The sequence below is a fragment of the Pseudomonas sp. Au-Pse12 genome (genome assembly GCF_021341665.1).
Lineage (GTDB): Bacteria > Pseudomonadota > Gammaproteobacteria > Pseudomonadales > Pseudomonadaceae > Aquipseudomonas.
Genome location: NZ_JAJTTH010000009.1, coordinates 215,281 through 233,116, shown reverse-complemented (window position 1 = coordinate 233,116; position 17,836 = coordinate 215,281). Strand labels below are relative to the sequence as shown.

Annotated in this window: 16 protein-coding genes and 1 pseudogene; 5 read left to right on the top strand and 12 right to left on the bottom strand. The window is 66.5% G+C overall.

Annotated elements, in window-relative coordinates:
* The first annotated feature begins 178 nt into the window (after window positions 1-178).
* From LXM55_RS24430 to LXM55_RS24415, 4 genes are all read left to right on the top strand, one after another.
* Window positions 179-1,129, top strand: coding sequence for a 2-hydroxyacid dehydrogenase (locus LXM55_RS24430; protein WP_233322725.1), 951 nt, complete (start codon window positions 179-181; stop codon window positions 1,127-1,129).
* Between the two features lie 254 nt (window positions 1,130-1,383).
* Complete coding sequence (locus tag LXM55_RS24425) at window positions 1,384-2,451, top strand: phosphotransferase family protein (RefSeq protein ID WP_233322724.1); 1,068 nt, start codon at window positions 1,384-1,386, stop codon at window positions 2,449-2,451.
* A gap of 39 nt (window positions 2,452-2,490) precedes the next feature.
* On the top strand, window positions 2,491-3,258 hold the full coding sequence (locus LXM55_RS24420; protein ID WP_233322723.1) for an SDR family oxidoreductase: 768 nt from the start codon (window positions 2,491-2,493) through the stop codon (window positions 3,256-3,258).
* A gap of 152 nt (window positions 3,259-3,410) precedes the next feature.
* Window positions 3,411-4,520 (top strand): Gfo/Idh/MocA family protein, encoded by a 1,110-nt coding sequence (locus tag LXM55_RS24415; RefSeq protein WP_233322722.1) that lies wholly within the window; start codon window positions 3,411-3,413, stop codon window positions 4,518-4,520.
* A gap of 440 nt (window positions 4,521-4,960) precedes the next feature.
* Here LXM55_RS24415 and LXM55_RS24410 read toward each other — a convergent pair whose 3' ends face one another.
* From LXM55_RS24410 to LXM55_RS24360, 11 genes are all read right to left on the bottom strand, one after another.
* Complete coding sequence (locus tag LXM55_RS24410; protein WP_233322721.1) at window positions 4,961-6,397, bottom strand: FAD/NAD(P)-binding protein; 1,437 nt, start codon at window positions 6,395-6,397, stop codon at window positions 4,961-4,963.
* 13 nt (window positions 6,398-6,410) lie between these two features.
* Window positions 6,411-7,178, bottom strand: a complete 768-nt coding sequence (locus LXM55_RS24405) for an ABC transporter ATP-binding protein (protein WP_233322720.1) — start codon at window positions 7,176-7,178, stop codon at window positions 6,411-6,413.
* Between the two features lie 3 nt (window positions 7,179-7,181).
* Complete coding sequence (locus LXM55_RS24400) at window positions 7,182-8,516, bottom strand: ABC transporter substrate-binding protein (protein ID WP_233322719.1); 1,335 nt, start codon at window positions 8,514-8,516, stop codon at window positions 7,182-7,184.
* A 27-nt stretch (window positions 8,517-8,543) separates the two neighbouring features.
* Window positions 8,544-9,593: a branched-chain amino acid ABC transporter permease gene (locus tag LXM55_RS24395; RefSeq protein WP_233322718.1), complete on the bottom strand. Its 1,050-nt coding sequence runs from the start codon at window positions 9,591-9,593 to the stop codon at window positions 8,544-8,546.
* Between the two features lie 4 nt (window positions 9,594-9,597).
* On the bottom strand, window positions 9,598-10,479 hold the full coding sequence (locus LXM55_RS24390; protein ID WP_233322717.1) for a branched-chain amino acid ABC transporter permease: 882 nt from the start codon (window positions 10,477-10,479) through the stop codon (window positions 9,598-9,600).
* Entirely contained in the window at window positions 10,476-11,255 is a 780-nt protein-coding gene (locus tag LXM55_RS24385) for an ABC transporter ATP-binding protein (protein ID WP_233322716.1), read from the bottom strand. Before LXM55_RS24385 ends, LXM55_RS24390 begins: the two co-directional genes overlap by 4 nt.
* Window positions 11,252-12,241 carry an AMP-binding protein gene (locus LXM55_RS24380; RefSeq protein WP_233322715.1) on the bottom strand — a complete coding sequence of 330 codons (990 nt, stop codon included), beginning with the start codon at window positions 12,239-12,241 and terminating at the stop codon, window positions 11,252-11,254. Before LXM55_RS24380 ends, LXM55_RS24385 begins: the two co-directional genes overlap by 4 nt.
* A 151-nt stretch (window positions 12,242-12,392) precedes the next feature.
* Window positions 12,393-13,796, bottom strand: a complete 1,404-nt coding sequence (locus tag LXM55_RS24375) for an LLM class flavin-dependent oxidoreductase (RefSeq protein ID WP_233322714.1) — start codon at window positions 13,794-13,796, stop codon at window positions 12,393-12,395.
* Window positions 13,796-14,260: an acyl-CoA dehydrogenase gene (locus LXM55_RS24370; RefSeq protein ID WP_233322713.1), complete on the bottom strand. Its 465-nt coding sequence runs from the start codon at window positions 14,258-14,260 to the stop codon at window positions 13,796-13,798. The genes LXM55_RS24375 and LXM55_RS24370 overlap by 1 nt, the downstream gene beginning before the upstream one ends.
* An 11-nt stretch (window positions 14,261-14,271) precedes the next feature.
* Window positions 14,272-15,471 carry an SfnB family sulfur acquisition oxidoreductase gene (locus LXM55_RS24365; protein WP_233322712.1) on the bottom strand — a complete coding sequence of 400 codons (1,200 nt, stop codon included), beginning with the start codon at window positions 15,469-15,471 and terminating at the stop codon, window positions 14,272-14,274.
* 202 nt (window positions 15,472-15,673) lie between these two features.
* Window positions 15,674-16,237 carry a helix-turn-helix domain-containing protein gene (locus LXM55_RS24360; RefSeq protein WP_233322711.1) on the bottom strand — a complete coding sequence of 188 codons (564 nt, stop codon included), beginning with the start codon at window positions 16,235-16,237 and terminating at the stop codon, window positions 15,674-15,676.
* On the opposite strand from LXM55_RS24360, the pseudogene LXM55_RS24355 reads away from it, so the two are divergent.
* Window positions 16,232-17,258: pseudogene (locus LXM55_RS24355) on the top strand (DMT family transporter). The gene LXM55_RS24360 and the pseudogene LXM55_RS24355 overlap by 6 nt on opposite strands.
* A 38-nt stretch (window positions 17,259-17,296) precedes the next feature.
* Here LXM55_RS24355 and LXM55_RS24350 read toward each other — a convergent pair.
* Window positions 17,297-17,638 carry a hypothetical protein gene (locus LXM55_RS24350; RefSeq protein WP_233322710.1) on the bottom strand — a complete coding sequence of 114 codons (342 nt, stop codon included), beginning with the start codon at window positions 17,636-17,638 and terminating at the stop codon, window positions 17,297-17,299.
* Between the last annotated feature and the right edge of the window lie 198 nt (window positions 17,639-17,836).

Genomic DNA, 17,836 nt, shown 5'->3' with positions numbered 1-17,836 from the left:
GGGGACGCCGATGCGCGCGTTCGGCCCCGGGAACAGTGCCGGCCAGGATTGCCAAAATCCCCGTCAACCCCCACCCTTGAGCCCTCGCCCCGGTCTGCTGCGCCCCCTGGCGCCTGCTGGCGGACCGTCGCTGGATAGCCATCCCTGCGCCGTTCATCTATTCCCGAGGAGCCCCTTGATGCGCGCCACCGTCCTGGTCCTGGTTGAAAACGTCAACGCCTACCTGCCGCACCTCGAAGACCTGGGTTTCAGGCTGATCCTGGCGCCCACTGCGCAAGCCCGGGCCCAGGCGATCCGGGACCACGCCGGACAGATCGACGCGGTGCTGACCCGCGGCCCGCTGGGCCTGAACGCGACGGAAATCGCCGCCCTGCCGCGGTTGCAGATCATCTGCGTGATCGGCGCCGGTTATGAACAAGTCGACCTGCAAGCGGCGAGCAATCGCGGCATCGCGGTCACCAACGGTGCCGGGGTCAACGCGCCCTCGGTGGCCGACCATGCGCTGGCCCTGCTGCTGTCCCTGGTGCGCGGCATTCCCCAGGCCGATGCCGCGGTGCGCCAGGGCCAATGGCCAAAAGTCATGCGCCCGTCCCTGGCCGGCATGCGCCTGGGCATCCTCGGCCTGGGTGCCGTGGGCCAGGCCATTGCCCGGCGCTGCGCCCTGGGGTTCGACATGCCGGTGAGTTACCACAGCCGCCAGCCGCGCGCGGACCAGCCTTATCGCTTCTGCCCGACCCTGGTGGAACTGGCCCGTGACGTGGATGTGCTGGTGATCGCCACGCCCGGCGGCGCCGAGACCCGGCACCTGGTGGACCATCAGGTGCTGGAGGCGCTGGGCCCCGAGGGCTTTGTGGTGAACATTGCCCGGGCCAGCGTGGTGGACAGCAGCGCGCTGCTCCAGGCCCTGCAGCAACGGCGAATTGCCGGCGCGGCCCTGGACGTGTTCGACGACGAGCCACAAGTCCCGGACGCCCTCAAGGTGCTCGACAACGTCGTGCTCACGCCCCATGTCGCCGGCCTGTCGCCCCAGGCCAGCCGCGACACCGTGGAGAGGGTCGGCCACAACCTGCTGGCCCACTTCGAAGGCCGGCCGCTGCTGACTCCGCTGGCCCTGCCACCCCCAAGCTGACACCGCCCCGAGCAGCACCTATGCTCCCTGCGGGCCCGTGTGGGAGCTGGCTTGCCAGCGACCCGCCCGCCTCGACGGCCCTTGCGCCTGCGGGATTGAGGGCCGGCCGATGAAGATTCAAACGCTTGTATCAAAAGCAATGATTGTCCAGCAACACGCGCACCTATAAAGGCCCGTTGCGATTGTGAGAGGCCGGTAGGCGCATTAGATTAACCAATAATCTCTGGCCTCCAGAATAAGCAGAAGGGATAAGCATGGCGCTTACAGACCAGTCCACCCGCACTCGCTCCGGCGAGGAACTCGACGCCAACCTGATCGATCCGTACCTCAAGGCGCACATCCCAGGCCTCAGCGGCACGCCGCGCATCAGCCAGTTCCCGGGCGGGGCTTCGAACCTCACCTACCTGCTGGAATACCCTGACCAGGAATTCGTCCTGCGGCGCCCGCCGTTCGGCCACAAGGCCAAGTCGGCCCACGACATGGGCCGTGAGTTCCGCATTCTCAACCAGCTCAAGGACGGTTTCCCCTACTGCCCCAAGGCGTACGTGCATTGCACCGACGAGTCGGTGATCGGCGCCGAGTTCTATGTCATGGAACGGGTCAAGGGCATCATCCTGCGCTCCGACCTGCCGCCGGAGCTGGGCCTTGACGCCGGCCAGACCGAAGCGCTGTGCAAGAGCTTCATCGACCGCTTCGTCGAACTGCACCGGGTTGACTACAACGCCTGCGGCCTCGGCGACCTGGGCAAGCCGGAAGGCTACGTGCAGCGCCAGATCAAGGGCTGGAGCGAACGCTACGAGAAAGCCCTGACCCCGGACGCGCCGCATTGGGACACCGTGAAGGCCTGGCTCAACGAGAAGATGCCCGCCGACCACCCGACCTCGAGCATCGTGCACAACGACTACCGCTTCGACAACGTGATCCTCGACCCCAACAACCCGATGCAGATCATCGGCGTGCTGGACTGGGAGCTGACCACCCTGGGCGACCCGCTGATGGACCTGGGCAACAGCCTGGCCTACTGGATCGAAGCCGCCGACCCGGCGCCGGTGCAACTGATGCGCCGCCAGCCGAGCAACGCCCCGGGGATGCTCACCCGCCAGCAGTTCGTCGACTACTACGCCGAGCGCTCGGGCATCGAGATCGGCAATTTCGACTTCTACTACACCTACGGCCTGTTCCGCCTGGCCGGCATCGTGCAGCAGATCTACTACCGCTTCTACCACGGCCAGACCCAGGACAAACGCTTCGCGCAGTTCATTCACATGAACAAGCTGCTGGAGCAGATGAGCCTGCAGGTCATCGATCAATCCAGCCTCTGACCGCGCCCCGGCGCTCGACAACCCAACCAGGGAAAAACCATGTCCAAGACTCAGTTGTTCGACCTCGACGGCAAGATCGCTTTCGTTTCCGGCGCCAGCCGCGGCATCGGTGAGGCCATTGCCAAGTTGCTGGCCCAGCAAGGGGCCCATGTGATCGTGTCGAGCCGCAAGCTCGAAGGCTGCCAGCACGTGGCCGACGCGATCATCGCCGACGGCGGCAAGGCCACGGCAATTGCCTGCCACATCGGCGAAATGGAACAGATCAGCCAGGTCTTCGCCGGCATCCGCGAACAGTTCGGGCGCCTGGACATCCTGGTCAACAACGCCGCCACCAACCCGCAGTTCTGCAACGTCCTGGACACGGACCTCGGGGCTTTCCAGAAGACCGTCGACGTCAACATCCGCGGCTACTTCTTCATGTCGGTGGAAGCCGGCAAGCTGATGCGCGAGAACGGTGGCGGCAGCATCATCAACGTGGCCTCGATCAACGGCATCTCGCCGGGGATCTTCCAGGGCATCTACTCGGTGACCAAGGCCGCGGTGATCAACATGACCAAGGTCTTCGCCAAGGAATGCGCGCCGTTCGGCATCCGCTGCAACGCCCTGCTACCGGGCCTGACCGACACCAAGTTCGCCTCGGCGCTGGTGAAGAACGACGCCATCCTCAAGACCGCCCTGGCGCAGATCCCCCTCAAGCGCGTGGCCGACCCCAGCGAAATGGCCGGCGCGGTGCTCTACCTGGCCAGCGACGCCTCCAGCTACACCACGGGCATTTCGCTGAACGTGGACGGCGGCTTCCTCTCCTGAGGCCCGCTTGCCCCCCCCAAAAAGGCAGCCCTCGGGCTGCCTTTTTGTTGTTCTGCAGGGCTGCCTCGAAATTTTAATTCCAACAATTGCAATTAACGAATATTTATTCCATAACTAGCACTCCCTAGAACAATAATTCTGCAGGAGCGGTTATGGACGAACTTGGCATTGGCTTGATCGGCACCGGCTTCATGGGCCGGGCTCACGCCCTGGCGTTTCGCAGCGTCGGCGCGGCCTTCGAACTGCCGGTGCGCCTGCACCTGGCCGCCCTGGCCGATGCCGATGCGCAGCGCGCCGAGCACTGTGCCGGCGCCTGGGGCTTTGCCCAGGCCCACGCCGACTGGCAAGACCTGATCGCCGATCCCCGGGTCAATCTGGTGGCCATCACCACCCCCAATCACCTGCACTTCCCCATGGCCATGGCGGCGTTGGCGGCGGGCAAGGCGGTGTACTGCGAAAAACCCCTGGCGGTCAGCGTCGAGCAGGCCCGGCAGATGCACCACGCGGCCCAGGCCGCCGGGGTGGTGACCCGGGTCGGCTACAACTACCAGCACAACCCGATGATCGTCCTGGCCCGGCAGCTGATCGGCCAGGGTGAGCTGGGGCAGTTGGTGAGTTTCCAGGGCGAGTTCAGCGAAGACTTCATGGCCGACCCGGACTCGCCCTGGTCCTGGCGTTGCGACCCGCAGCACGCCGGCGGCGCCCTGGCGGACCTGGGCAGCCACCTGCTGGCCATGGCGCGCTTTCTCATGGGGCCGGTGCAGGCAGTGTGCGCCGACACCCAGACCGTGCACCTGCAACGCCCCGCCCACAGCGGCAGCCCGCAACGGCGCGGCATAGAGGTCGACGACCAGGCCCACGCCCTGCTGCGCTTTGCCAATGGCGCCCGGGGTTGCGTGAGCAGCAGCTGGATCAAGCACGGCTACAAGAACCACCTGAGCTTCGAGATCAGCGGCACCCTCGGCACCCTGGCGTTCGACCAGGAACGGCTCAACGAACTGCGCCTGTACCGGGTCGGGCAGAAAGGCTTCCAGCGCCTGCTGGCCGGGCCCGACCTGCCCGGCTACGCCGCCTTCAGCCCGGCCCCCGGGCATCAACTGGGCTACAACGAACTCAAGACCCTGGAGGTTCACGAACTGATCATGGCCCTGTACGGCCAGGGCCGGGACGGCACGGATTTCGCTGAAGCCTGGGAAGTAGAACGCCTGGCCGCAGCGATCCGCACCGCCGCCCAGGAACAGCGCTGGGTCACCTTCCTGTAGCCGCTGCTGAGCCCGCGAAGCTGCGCGAAGGTCCGCAGGACCTTGCTTGACGATCACCCGCCAAACCCGCAGCGGCCTCAAGATCCCCGCGTCTCCTGCGGAGCCGTTCGCAGCCTGCGGCAGCGGCTACACAACCCCGATCGGCATTGCCTGTAGCCGCTGCTGAGCCACGGCGAAGCTGCGCAAAGGTCCGCAGGACCTTGCTTGATGATCGCCCGCCGAACCCGCAGCGGCCTCAAGATCCCCGCGTCTCCTACGGAGCCGTTCGCAGCCTGCGGCAGCGGCTACACAACCCCGATCGGCATTGCCTGTAGCCGCTGCTGAGCCACGGCGAAGCTGCGCAAAGGTCCGCAGGACCTTGCTTGACGATCGCCCGCCGAACCCGCAGCGGCCTTTAGTACGCCGCGGCCCTGCGGGCCGTTCGCAGCCTGCGGCAGCGGCTACAACGGCAATGCGGCCAGGCGCGCGGCCAGGGCCTTGGCTTGCAGGGCGACGTCGGTGACGGCGGTGCTTTCCCACCACAGGCCGCGCAAGGGCGGGCCCAGGGCGAACAGGCGCTCGGATGCCTGGCCCTGGGCATCGTGCACGGCGCCGTCCGCCGTGGCGCTGATGCCCAGGGCCAGCGGCCCGGGGGTGACCAGGCCGCGAGCCAGCAGTTGCCGCGGCAAAGGCCGCGCCACCCGGCGCCAGTCGTATTCAATGCCGCTGGAGTTGATCAATGCATCCCCCGCCAGCCGCACGCTGTCCTGGCGGCCGCGGTAGCGCAGGCGGATCACCAGGCGGCCTTCGGCGTCCAGCTCCAGCCCCTGGTAGGACGCAGCATGCACCCGCAACCGGCCCTCCTCTTGCAGGCGCGCCACCAGCTCCGCGCTCAAGGGCGGCGAGCGATGGTGATGGCTTTCCCACCAGGGCCGCACATGACGCACGAACTGGCGTTTCTGCGCCTCGCTGGCCTGGCTCCACAAGCGCCCGATATGCGCCCGCACCGTGTCCAGCGGTGCTTGCCAGTCAATACCCCGGGCCTGCGCCGCCTGGCACTGGCGCCGCAGTGCCCGGAGCAACTGCCGGGGGCTGCGCAGGCTCGGGTCGGCGGCCAGAAAATCCTCCCAGGCCGGTGGCTGGCGACGCACGTGCGGCAGCAGCCCATGGCGGGAAAACACCTCGATCGGCCCGCGATGCCCGGCCTGCTCCAGGGACACCACGGCGTCGACCATGGTCAGCCCGGAGCCGATGATCAGCACCGTGGCCTGCGGGTCGAGGCGGGCCATGGCGGCCACGTCCCAGGGGTCCAGGGCGGCGGCGTTAAGGCCACTGGACCGGGTCTGTGGCGTGCGCGCCGCCGGGAACATGCCGGTGGCCAGTACCGCCACCGCGCCGCGCAGTTGCCGGCCATCGGCCAGGGTCAGGAGTACACCGTCGGGGTCGGTTTCCAGGTCCACCGCCTCGCCCTGCACATGGCTCACCGCAGAGCCCTGCGCCCGGCCCTGCGCTTGCGCCTCGGCCAGCCGCTGCTGGACATAGACACCAAACAGCCCGCGGGGCGGAAACAGTTCGCTGACCGGCACGTGCTGGCGGTCCGACTCGGGCCAGCCGCCCTCGGCAATGTGCCGGGTCAGCCATTGGGTCAGGTCGTCGGCGTTGTCCGGGTCGACGCTCATGCGCGCGGCGTTGCCGTTCAGGGTATGCCCCAGTTCCACGGCGCTGTAGGCCTCGCCACGCCCGAGTTCGCTGCGCGGCTCGATCACCAGGATCCGCCGCTGGCCCGGCAGGCGCAGCAAGTGGGCAGCCAGCAAGGCGCCGCTGAGGCCGCCACCGACAATCAGGATTTGCGCATCACGGGTGGCAGGGTGTGCCTGTCCGTTGTGGAGTTGGCTCATGGAATGCTCACGGTCAGTGTTTGCCCAGGTAGAAATCCTGCAGATCGCCTCGGGCCAGCAGTTGCTCGGCGCTGCCGGACAGGGCCACGCGGCCGGTGTCCAACAGGTAGGCGTGCGAAGCGTATTTGAGCGCCAGACTAATGCTTTGCTCGGCGATCAGAAAGCTCACTCCTGCCTCGCGATTAAGCTGGGCGACGATCTGAAAAATCTCCTGGACGATAATAGGCGCCAAGCCCATGGAAGGTTCGTCGAGCAGTACCAAAGTAGGACGGGTCATCAACGCCCGGCCGATGGCCAGCATCTGCTGCTCGCCGCCGGACGTCAGCCCGGCCCGCACCTTGCGCTTGGTCAGCAGGCGCGGAAACCAGTGGTAGATCCGCTCCAGGTCCTGTTCCAGCTGGCGCCGGCCAAGGCCGCGGACAAAGCCGCCGCTGCGTAGGTTGTCTTCCACCGTCAACTGCGGGAACACGTGACGCCCCTCCAGCACATGGACCATGCCCTGGCGCACCCGCTGGCTGGGCTCGACACCGGCCAGGTCCTGCCCGGCGAAGGCAATGCTGCCTCGGCCCAGCTGCGCCCGTTCGGCCCGTACCAGCCCGGAAATGGCCTTGAGGGTGGTGCTCTTGCCGGCGCCGTTGGCCCCCAGCAAGGCAACGATCGCCCCCTGGGGCACGCTCAGCGAGACCCCGGCCAGGGCCAGGATCGAGCCGTCGTAGATCACCTCGATGTCCTGCACCTGCAACAAGGTCTCGGCCGTCGGGGCCGTGGCGCTGTGGCTCATGGCTCACTCATCCCCGTTGCAGGTGCGCGGCACCAGGTGTTTTTCCTTGGCGAAGGCCGCGGCCTTCTCGTCGATCAGCGGCCGCAGCAGCGCGCGGTCGGCGGCGATCCAGTCGCTGATCAGGGTCCAGTTGGCGCCGTCCCATTGCTGCACCCGGGCCGCGCCACCGCCTTCGTGATCGCGGCAAGACAGCTTGAGGTTCTGCATCAAGCCCAGGTAGCCCATGTCCTTGAGGCGCGCGTCGTCGATGTTCAAGTGCTCCAGGCCCCAGCGGCCTTCCTCGCCATTGAGCGGGCGCTTGCCGAACTGGCCCTGGGCGGTGCGGATCGCCTCCACCGCCACCGCGGCGTTCACCAGCCCGGAGTTGTAGTACACGCTGCCGAAGTTCTTCAGGTCCTTGAGGTCGCTCTTGCCCGTATCGAGGATGTACTGCTTGAGGCGCTTGTGGATCTCGAAGTCGCTGCCCGCCGGGTACGGCGTCAACGCCAGGTAACCCTTGGCGGCGGCGCCGGCGGGCAGCACGTCTTCACTGGAGCTGGCCCAGATGTCGCCGATGATGTGGTCCACCGGGAAGCCGAAGCGCGCGGCGGTCTTCACCGCCACCGGGGTCGACACGCCCCAGGTGCGCAGGAACACCCAGTCCGGGTTCTGCTGGCGGATCTGCCGCCATTGCGCCGATTGCTCGTTGCCCGGGTCGGCCACCGGGATCTGGATGTTCTCGAAACCGTATTTTTCCGCCAGTAGCTTCAGCGGCCCGAGGGTTTCCCGGCCATAGGCGGAGTCGTGATAGACCGTGGCGATCTTCTTGCCCTTGAGCTTGTCAAACCCGCCCTCGCGCTGGGCGATGTAGTTCACCAGGGTCGAGGCCTCGCTGTAGAAGGTCAGCATCACCGGGAAGTTGTAGGGGAACACCGTGCCATCGGTGGCTTCGGTGCGGCCGTAGCCGAGGGTGATCAGCGGGATCTTGTCCACCTCGGCGCGCTCGCTCAAGGCATAGGCCGCCGGCGCCCCGTTGGGCTGATAGACCGCCACCGGCGCACCGTCCAGGCCCTTCTTGAAGCGCTCGTAGCACTCGATGCCCTTCTCCGCGGTCCATTCGGTCTCGCATTCCTGCCACACCAGCTTGACCCCGTTGATCCCGCCTTCCACCTGATTGATGTAGTTCAGGTAGTCGATCATCCCGGCCCACACCTGCACCCCGCTGGAGGCGTAGGCACCGACCCGGTAGGTGGCCAGGGGGAAGAACTGCTGGTCCGGCGCGGCCTGGGCCTGCGGGGTCAGCGCCGCCGACAGCAGCAACGCCGCACCGGCCAGGGAAGCTTTCAAGGATGCACGCATGTTGTCTCTCTAGGTCTTGAGTGGAATTCAGAAGCGCAGCGGCCAGTGCCGCAGGCGCTCGCGCAGGTTGCTCAGCAGGCGGATCAGGCCCTCGGGTTCCTTGATCAGGAACAGGATGATCAGCACGCCAAAGATGATTTTCTGCAGGTTCTGCAATTGCCCGGCATCCACCGCCCCGCCCAGCAGCCACTGCCCGGCATGGCTGAGGAAGATCGGCAGCAGGCTGATGAAGGCCGCGCCGACAAAGTTGCCGGCCACGCTGCCCATGCCACCGATAATGATGATGAAGAGGATCTGGAACGAACGATTGATATCGAAGCTGCTGGCGCTGGCGGTGCCCAGGTAGGCGAAGGCCCACAGCGCCCCGGCGATGCCCAGGTAGAACGAACTGACGGCAAACGCCAGGCGCTTGTAGCGGGCCACCGGAATGCCGATCACGGCGGCAGCGGTGTCCATGTCGCGGATCGCCATCCAGTTGCGGCCGACCTGGCTCTGCACCAGGTTCTGCGCCACCCAGGTCAACAGCAGCACCGTCACCAGGGTCAGCAGGTAACGGCCCTGCGGGTGATTCAGGTCGTGGCCCAGCAGGTTCAACTGCGGCGCCGAAATGGTCCCCGAGGAGCCGTAGTTGTAGAACCAGGGAAACTTGACGAACAGCCACTCCAGGAAAAACTGCGCCGCCAGGGTGCTGACCATCAGGTAGAAGCCCTTGATCCGCGAACTCGGCAAGCCGAACAGCCAGCCCACCAGGGCGCTGATCAGGCCGCCGCCCAGCAGCGCCAGGGGCAGCCCGAGCTCCGGCAGGCGCAGCAGAAAACCGTAGGTGGCAAAGGCCCCGACCGCCATGAAGCCGGCGGCGCCCACCGAGGTCTGGCCGGTGTAGCCGGTCAGCAGGTTGAGCCCGAGCCCGGCCAGGGACAGCACCAGGAACGGAATCAGGATTGCGCTGAGCCAATAGTCGTTGCCAAGCAGCGGCACTACGCCGAAGGCCAGCAGCAACAGGCCGGCCAGGCCCCAGGGCAGGCGGCGCTGGACCAGCAGCAACGGCGCGCTGGGCTGTGTCAGAAGAATGGACATCAATTCACACTCGCTCGATGGCCCGCTCGCCGAACAGGCCGGCGGGACGGATGTAGAGGAAGGCCAGGGCCAGGACATAGGCGAACCAGGGGCTGATGCCGCCGCCAAGCAGCGGGCCGAGGTAGACCTCCGCCAGGTTCTCCGCGGCGCCGACGATCAGGCCGCCGGCAATCGCCCCGCCGATCGAGGTAAAGCCGCCGATGATCAGCACCGGCAACGCCTTGAGCACCACCAGCGACAAGGAAAACTGCACCCCCTGGCGGGCGCCCCAGAGCAGCCCGGCCACCAGCCCCACCACCCCGGCCACGGCCCAGACGATCTGCCAGATGCGGTTGAGGTTGATGCCGATGGACAGCGCCGCCGTGGTGTCGTCGGCCACCGCCCGCAGCGAAATGCCGATGCGGGTCTTGTTGAACAGCAGCGCCAGGACCACCACCAGCACCACAGCGGTGGCCGCGGCGATCAGGTCGAACTGGCTGACCATCAGCGGCCCGAGGAACAGCGGTACGTCGTCGATGCCCAGGTCCAGGGCCCGCACCTGGGAACCCATCAGCCCCTGGGCCAGGCCCTCGATGATGAACGACAGGCCCAGGGTGGCCATGAACAGGGTGATCTGCGAGCGGTTGACCAGCGGCCGCAGCACCAGGCGCTCGATCAACCAGGCGCCAAGGATCATCACCAGCACCGTCAGCAACAATGCCAGGGCGAAGGGCACGCCCTGCTCGTGCAGGCTGACGAAGGTCAGCGCGGCGAACAGCAGCATCGAGCCCTGGGCGAAGTTGAACACGCCGCTGGCCTTGTAGATCAGCACGAAACCGATGGCCACCAGTGAATACAGGGTGCCGGCGAGCAGGCCACCAAGCAGGGTTTCCAAGAAGAACGTCATGCGTGCACGGCCCCCAGGTAAGCGGCGATCACCTCGGGATTGGCCTGGACCTCGGCCGGTGTGCCATCGCCCACCTTGCGCCCGTAGTCGAGCACCACCACGTGGTCGCACAGGTCCATGACCACCGCCATGTCGTGCTCGATCAGCACCACGGTGGTGCCCAGGTCACGGTTGATGTCGGCGATGAACCGGGCCATTTCCTGCTTTTCTTCGGCGTTCATTCCGGCCATGGGTTCGTCCAGCAGCAACAAGCTCGGGCCGGCGATCAGCGCCCGGCCCAGCTCCACGCGCTTTTGCAGGCCGTAGGCCAAGTTGCCCACCGGCACGTCGCGCAACGCCTGCAACTCAAGGAACTGCAAGATGCCCTCGGCCATCTGGCGGAAGGCCCGGGCTTCGCGGCGCGCCCGGGGCAAGCCCAGGGCCTGCTCGATAAAGCCGCTACGGGCATGCCGCGAAAGCCCGGTGAGCAGGTTGTCGAGCACGCTCATCTTCTTGAACAGGGCATTGTTCTGGAAGGTCCGGCCGATGCCCCGCCGGGCGGCCCGCAGCGGGTCGATCCGGGTGAAGGGCTGCCGGTCGAAGACCACCGCGCCGGAGTCGAAGCGATAGACCCCGTTGAGCACGTTGAGCAGCGAGCTCTTGCCGGCGCCGTTGGGGCCGATCAGGGCGCAGATCTCGCCACGGCGCACCTCGAACGACAGCCGATTGATGGCGTTGACCCCCTTGAACGACAGGGAGATGTCACTGACTTGCAGAATGGGTTCGGCGTGGCTCATGCAATGTTCCGTGTGAATTCGGCGATCCAGGCCGGGGTTGCCGGTTGCGGCGTGGCCTGCGGGGCCTGCCAGATGAACTGCAGGCGGGAAAAGCCCAGCAGGTGCCGTACACGCTGCTTGAGCAGCCGAGGCAGCAGCTGCTGCGGATGGGCCAAGGCCCATTCGCACAGGCGACGGCGCCAGCTGCCGGGCGGCGCCAGGCGGCTTTCGATGTCGTCTGCCAGGCGTTGCAGGCGCTGGGGCGACAGCAACAGCCCGCTGGGGGCCACCTCGCGCCGGTCGTGGTGGGCCGAGCCACGGCTTTCGGCAAAGGCCAGGCACTGGCCGCTGTCCAGCCACTGCTCCAGCAGCACCGTCAGGCCGCCTTGCCACTGCGTGCCCTCCTCGCTCCACAACTGGCCCGCGCTGACCGGCGCTCGCCAATAGGCCTGGCGCCGGGGCGGTTCGCCACGACCGAGCAACTGGCTGAACTCCAGCAAGGGCTGATGCGCGCCTTGCGGCAAACGCGGCAAGGCTTGCCCGACAATCAGCAAGCGTGGGGCCAGCGCGTTTTCACCGGCGGCGACCCAATCCAGCACCTGCTGGCGGGAATGCACGAAGGCGTGGCTCGGCTGCAGGCGCCACAAGCGCTGGCGCAGTGCTTCTGGCGCCAGCTCGGGGTCCAGGCTCAGCACCTCGGCGCCGATGCTGTGGGCGGCCAGGGCCAGCAGGAGCAGATCCGGCTCGAACAGGGCACTGACCACCAGCCGCGAGTCGGCGCTCAAGCCCTGCTGGCGCAGGCCATCGGCCAGACGCTCGACAGCCCGCAGCGCGTCGATCCAGCGCCAGGCGTACCAATGGCCGTGGCGCTTGTGGCGCAACGCGTTGTGCAACGGGCGGGCCTGGGCCCAATGGCGCAACTGCTCCAGGGCACCGCTCAACTGCAAGCGGTCCTTGGGGGCTGACGCATCCGCGGTGGGCGGACGCTTGAGTTCATGCACGCTCATGAATTGACCTCGACAACTTGGCAAACGCGTGCGGTGGTCCGCTGGCTGGACGTTAATGGGCCTGCTGGCCACTGCTGGCCGTTCAAGCGAAAGCGCGAGCGAAAAAAAAATCCCCTCCCTTAACTGATCGGCAGGCAGGGTTGGACCGGCTTCAGGCGCGGGCGCGTTGCGCCGCTTCCTGGGGTTGGCCGCCAAGGTCGCGCCAGGCGCTGCCCGGGTGGCTGTCGGGCAGGCGGGGGCCGGCGCCAAAGAGCTTTTCCCGCAGGGTGCCCGGGGCGTATTCGGTCTTGTACACGCCACGCTTTTGCAGCTCCGGCACCAGCAGTTCCACGGCATCGACAAAGCTTTCGTGGGTCAGTGCGTACGCCAGGTTGAAACCGTCGACATCGGTCTCCTCCACCCATTCCTGAAGCAGGTCGGCGACGGTTTCCGGGCTGCCGACGAACAACGGGCCGAAGCCGCCGATGCCGACCCAGTCGGCCAGTTCGTGGGGCGTCCAGACCTTGTTCGGGTCCGCCGTGGAGAAGGCTTCCACCGCCGACTGGATGGCGTTGGTGTGCACGTGCTTGAGGGGCTCGTCGGGCTTGAAGCGGCTGAAATCGATGCCGGTCCAGCCGGAAATCAGCGCCATGGCGCCTTCATAGCTGACCCAGGACTTGTATTCCTCGAACTTGGCCTTGGCCAGGGCGTCGGTCTCGCCGAGGATCACCGTCTGCAGGTTGAAGATCAGGATCTTCGACGGGTCGCGCCCGGCCTCGGCCGCGCGGCGGCGGATGTCAGCCACGGTTTTCTTCAGCAGCACCTTGGACGGCGCGGCGACGAACACGCATTCGGCGTGCTCGGCGGCGAACTGTTTGCCGCGGCTGGATGCCCCGGCCTGGTAGAGCACCGGGGTGCGTTGCGGCGACGGCTCGCACAGGTGGATGCCCGGCACCTGGAAGTGTTTGCCGACGTGGCGGATCTCGTGGATCTTGCTCGGGTCGCTGAAAATCCGCCGCTCGCGATCACGCAGGATCGCGCCGTCTTCCCAGCTGCCCTCCCAGAGTTTGTAGCAAACCTCCAGGTATTCCTCGGCGTAGTCATAACGGGCGTCATGTTCGGTCTGGGCCTGTTGCCCGAGGTTCTTGGCCCCGCTCTCCAGGTAGGAGGTGACGATGTTCCAGCCGGCGCGGCCACGGGTCAGGTGATCCAGGGTCGACAGGCGCCGGGCGAAGGGGTACGGGTGCTCGAACGACAGCGACGCGGTCAGGCCAAAGCCCAGGTGCTCGGTAACCAGCGCCATGGGCGGAATCAGTTGCAGCGGGTCGTTCACCGGCACCTGGGTCGCCTGGCGGATCGCCGCCTCGCCATTGCCGTTGTAGACGTCATAGATGCCCAGCACATCGGCGATGAACAGCCCGTCGAACTTGCCCTTTTCGAGAATCCTGGCCAGGTCGGTCCAGTACTCCAGGTCCTTGTACTGCCAGGAACGGTCCCGGGGGTGGGCCCAGAGGCCCGGCGACTGGTGGCCGACGCAGTTCATGTCGAAGGCATTGAGGCGGATTTCACGGGACATCACACAGCACTCCTGAAACCTTGGGGTGGCACGCCGTTGAGGCGGTAGTTGCCGATCAGTTGGTATTTCCAGCGCAGCGGGTCATCCAGGGCCTGCGGCAGCGGGCTGCGCTGGCCGCTGAGTTCGAACTCGGCATCACTGGTGGCCAGCAGCGCCTGGCTGGCGGCAATCGCGGCTTCGGCCAGGGCCACGCTGATCTCCGCCGGGTCCTGGTGTTCCTGCAGCTGACGCTGGGCGCGCTCCTGCAGGGCCGCGGCAACTTCGATGCGGATCTTCAGATCGCCAAAGCGGCTGATCACATAGGGGTCGTCGCTGGCCCTGGCCAGGCCGCTGCCGCTCCAGGGCCGGGCCTGCTCGCGGACGAAGTCCAGGGTCTGCTGCAACAGCGCGCGGGCTCGCTGCAGGGTTTCGGCGCTGTGCTCCAGGGCCGCTTGCGGGGTGTCGGGGCGGGTCAATGCATTCATGGCGCAGTCCTTCAGTTCCAGGCGTGGCGGGCCGGCTTGACGCCGTTGAGCAGGTGGTTGCCGATCAGGTGGTATTTCCAGCGGGCCGGGTCGTGCAGGGTGTGGGTCCGGGCGTTGCGCCAGTGACGGTCGAGGTTGTACTTGGCCGACACCGAGCGGGTGCCGGCCAGCTCGAAGAGTTTGCTGGCGGCGAGCAAGGCGTTTTCCGCCGACAGCACCTTGGCCTGGGCCACCACCAACGAAGCCTGGGCGACGCTGTCTTCACTGGGGCTGGCCAGGGCCTGGTCGACGGCCTCGGCGGCCTTGACCAGGATCGCCTCGGTGCCGTGCACGCGCCATTCCAGGTCGCCGATGGCGGCGATGGTGAACGGGTCCTGCCAGCCGTGATCCAGGCCGCTGTCGATCCACGGCCGCGATTGCCGGGCATGCTGCTTGGCGTCTTCCAGGGCGGCGACGGCGATGCCGGTGTCCACCGCGGCCTGGATGATCTGCGAGATGGGACCGTCGGCGGTGGGTTGGTCGAAGGCCCGGTGGGCCGGGATCACCGCGCTGCGCGGCACCTGCACCGCCTTGAGGCTGACCCCGCCGCTGGCGGTGGTGCGCTGGCCGAAGCCGTCCCAGCTGTCGATGACCGTGAGGCCGGGGTTGTCGCGCTCGATAAAGGCAATGTGCGCCTGGTTGTGCTCATCCACCGCCACCGTCGGGACGATGTGGGCGAACAAGGCGCCGGTGCAGTAGAACTTCTCGCCGTCGATCTGCGCCTGCTCGCCGGTAAAGCGGATCTGCGTTTCAAAGGCTCCGACGTGTTTGCTGCCGGCTTCGGAAAACGCATTGCCGAAACGGTAGCCCTGCAGCACCTTGGCGAAGTAATAGCGCTTCTGCTCTTCGCTGGCGGTCTGCAGCAGGATGTCCACCACGCCGAGGTGGTTCTGCGGCAACTGGCCAAGAGACGGATCGGCGCCAGAGATGATCTTGATCACCTCCACCAGGGTGGCGTAGGACACCCCGGCACCGCCGTACTCCCGGGGGATGGTGATACCCCACAGGCCACTGGCGGAAAATTCGTCGAGCTCGGCTCGCGGCAAACGCCGTTCGCGATCACGCTGCGCCGCTTCCACGGCAAAGCGCCGCGCCAGGGCGCGGGCCACGCTGATGGCTTGCGCATCGCTCTGGATGATCTGGGCACTGGGGGGTTGGGCTGTGGCTGTCATGGGCCGACTCCGCTTCCTGAAAATCAACATGAACGCCCGTCGCGGGAGTTCCTGCCAGGACAATTGCAGGAGTCGTGCCTAAATATAAATTTCTTGTATATCAGATAGTTAAGATTGAATTCAGCCAAACAACATCAACTGAAAACAGGCAAATTGTCCAACTGCTGTTGCTGGGCGAACAGCCGTGGCCAGGCCCTGGCAGTCAGATCACCACGTTGCGCACGAAGCGCGTGGCCCGGCTGCCGTCGTTGCGATAGCCGTGGGGCACATGGCTGGCGAACATGAAGAAGTCACCGCTTTCCAGGCGCCGCTGGTGGTCGCCGAAAAACACCGTCAGGCAACCTTCGAAGACATAGATCTGCTCGCTCCAGCCCACCGCGTCGCACTCCGAGTGGTAGACCTCGCCGGGCTCCAGGCTCCATTCCCAGAGTTCCACTTCCCGGCAGGCCTCGGCCTTGGCCAGCAACACCGCCTTGCTGCCGGGAATGGCACCGGCCCAGGCCAGCTCGTTGATGCGGCTCGGGTCCCGGGAATCCGGGGCCTGGATCAGGTCGCTGAAGGCCACGTTCAAGGCTTCGGCCACCCGGTCCAGGGTGCCGAGGCTGACGTTCTTCTCCCCCGCCTCGATGGCCACCAGCATCCGCCGGCTGACGTCGGACTTTTCCGCCAAAGCGCTCTGGCTCAGCCCCGCGGCATGGCGCAGGCGCCGGACATTGAGGCTGACATGTTGCAGGACCGAGGCCCGCTGGACGTTATCTTTGTGCACTATATTGCTCACTCCCGGGGCCTGCGCAGTATACTGCCCAACTTCCGGCGCATTGTGCGTCCCCCCTCAGGTAGCACGCAAGGCCATGACACCGACGCCCTCCCGCGGATTCCAGTTCAAATTGAGCAAGGCCGAAGCCGTGCTGGTGCTGATCACCATGATCTGGGGCGGCACCTTCCTGCTGGTGCAAACAGCCATGAGCGTCAGCGGGCCGATGTTCTTCGTCGGCCTGCGCTTTGCCGCGGCGGCGTGCATCGTCGGCTTGTTTTCCGTGCGCCACTTGCGCGGCCTGACCCTGTTCGAACTGTGCGCCGGCAGCTTCATCGGCACCGCCATCATGCTCGGCTACGGCCTGCAGACCGTGGGCCTGCAAAGCATTCCCAGCAGCCAGTCGGCGTTCATCACCGCCCTGTACGTGCCCTTCGTGCCCCTGCTGCAATGGCTGTTCATGGGCAAGCGCCCGGGGCTGCTGCCGAGCATCGGCATCATGCTGGCGTTCAGCGGGCTGATGCTGCTGTCCGGGCCCAGCGGCGCGTCGCTGGATTTCAGCCCCGGGGAGATCGCCACCCTGATCAGTACCGTGGCCATTGCCGCGGAGATCATCCTGATCAGCAGCTTCGGCGGGCGGGTCGATGTGCGCCGGGTCACCGTGGTGCAACTGGCGGTCACCTCGCTGCTGGCGTTTGCCATGGTGCTGCCGACCGGCGAAACCCTGCCGGGGTTTTCCTGGCTGCTGCTGGCCAGCGCCCTGGGCCTGGGGGCTGCCAGCGCGGCGATCCAGCTGGCGATGAACTGGGCGCAGAAAAGCGTTTCGCCGACCCGCGCCACCCTGATCTATGCCGGTGAGCCGGTGTGGGCCGGGATTGTCGGGCGGATCGCCGGGGAGCGGTTACCGGGGCTGGCGCTGCTGGGTGGGGTGTTGATCGTGCTGGCGGTGATCATCAGCGAATGGAAGCCCAAGGGCCGGGCCGCGGATGCCGATCAACCGGCAATGGCCGACCAGGCCGCGAACGGACTGTAGGAGCCGGCTTGCCGGCCCCTGCGCTGGCAAGCCGGCTCTTACAGCGCGGGGTCCCCGGGGGCGTAGAGCCAGGTCGGGGCGATCAGCGAGCCCTGGTGCTTGGGCTCCAGCCGCACCGGGTCATGCTCGGGCGTGCCGCGGAAATAGAAATAGGCGTGGTAGAGCGCATGCCCCTCGGCCAGCGCGTGGTCGAAGTAAAGCACCGTGCCCGGCGGCAGCTGGTAGCTGTGCTCATCGCCCAAGGGGCCTTCGATGATCAGCGCCTGGCGGGTCTGGAGCATGTCGGGACGGTCGAGATAATGCTCCAGGCCAATGCCCAGCGCCGCGCCGAAGGCGGTGAACAGTAAAGCGAAACATCCGCGTCGAATCATCCGACCCATGGTCGTTCCTTGAATGAGGTGCATCGTTGTCGATCCTTGCAGCCGGTTGGCCTGGGCAGGGCATTGGCCCCACAGCGCCCAGTGAATGGGCGCATCGGGCGTTTGTCTCCTACCTTTGAAAGCGCATGTAACATTTCTTTGGGGGGCCGGGCCGCGCATGGCGGTTGGTGATCGGGGGCCTGGCACGTATTATGCGTC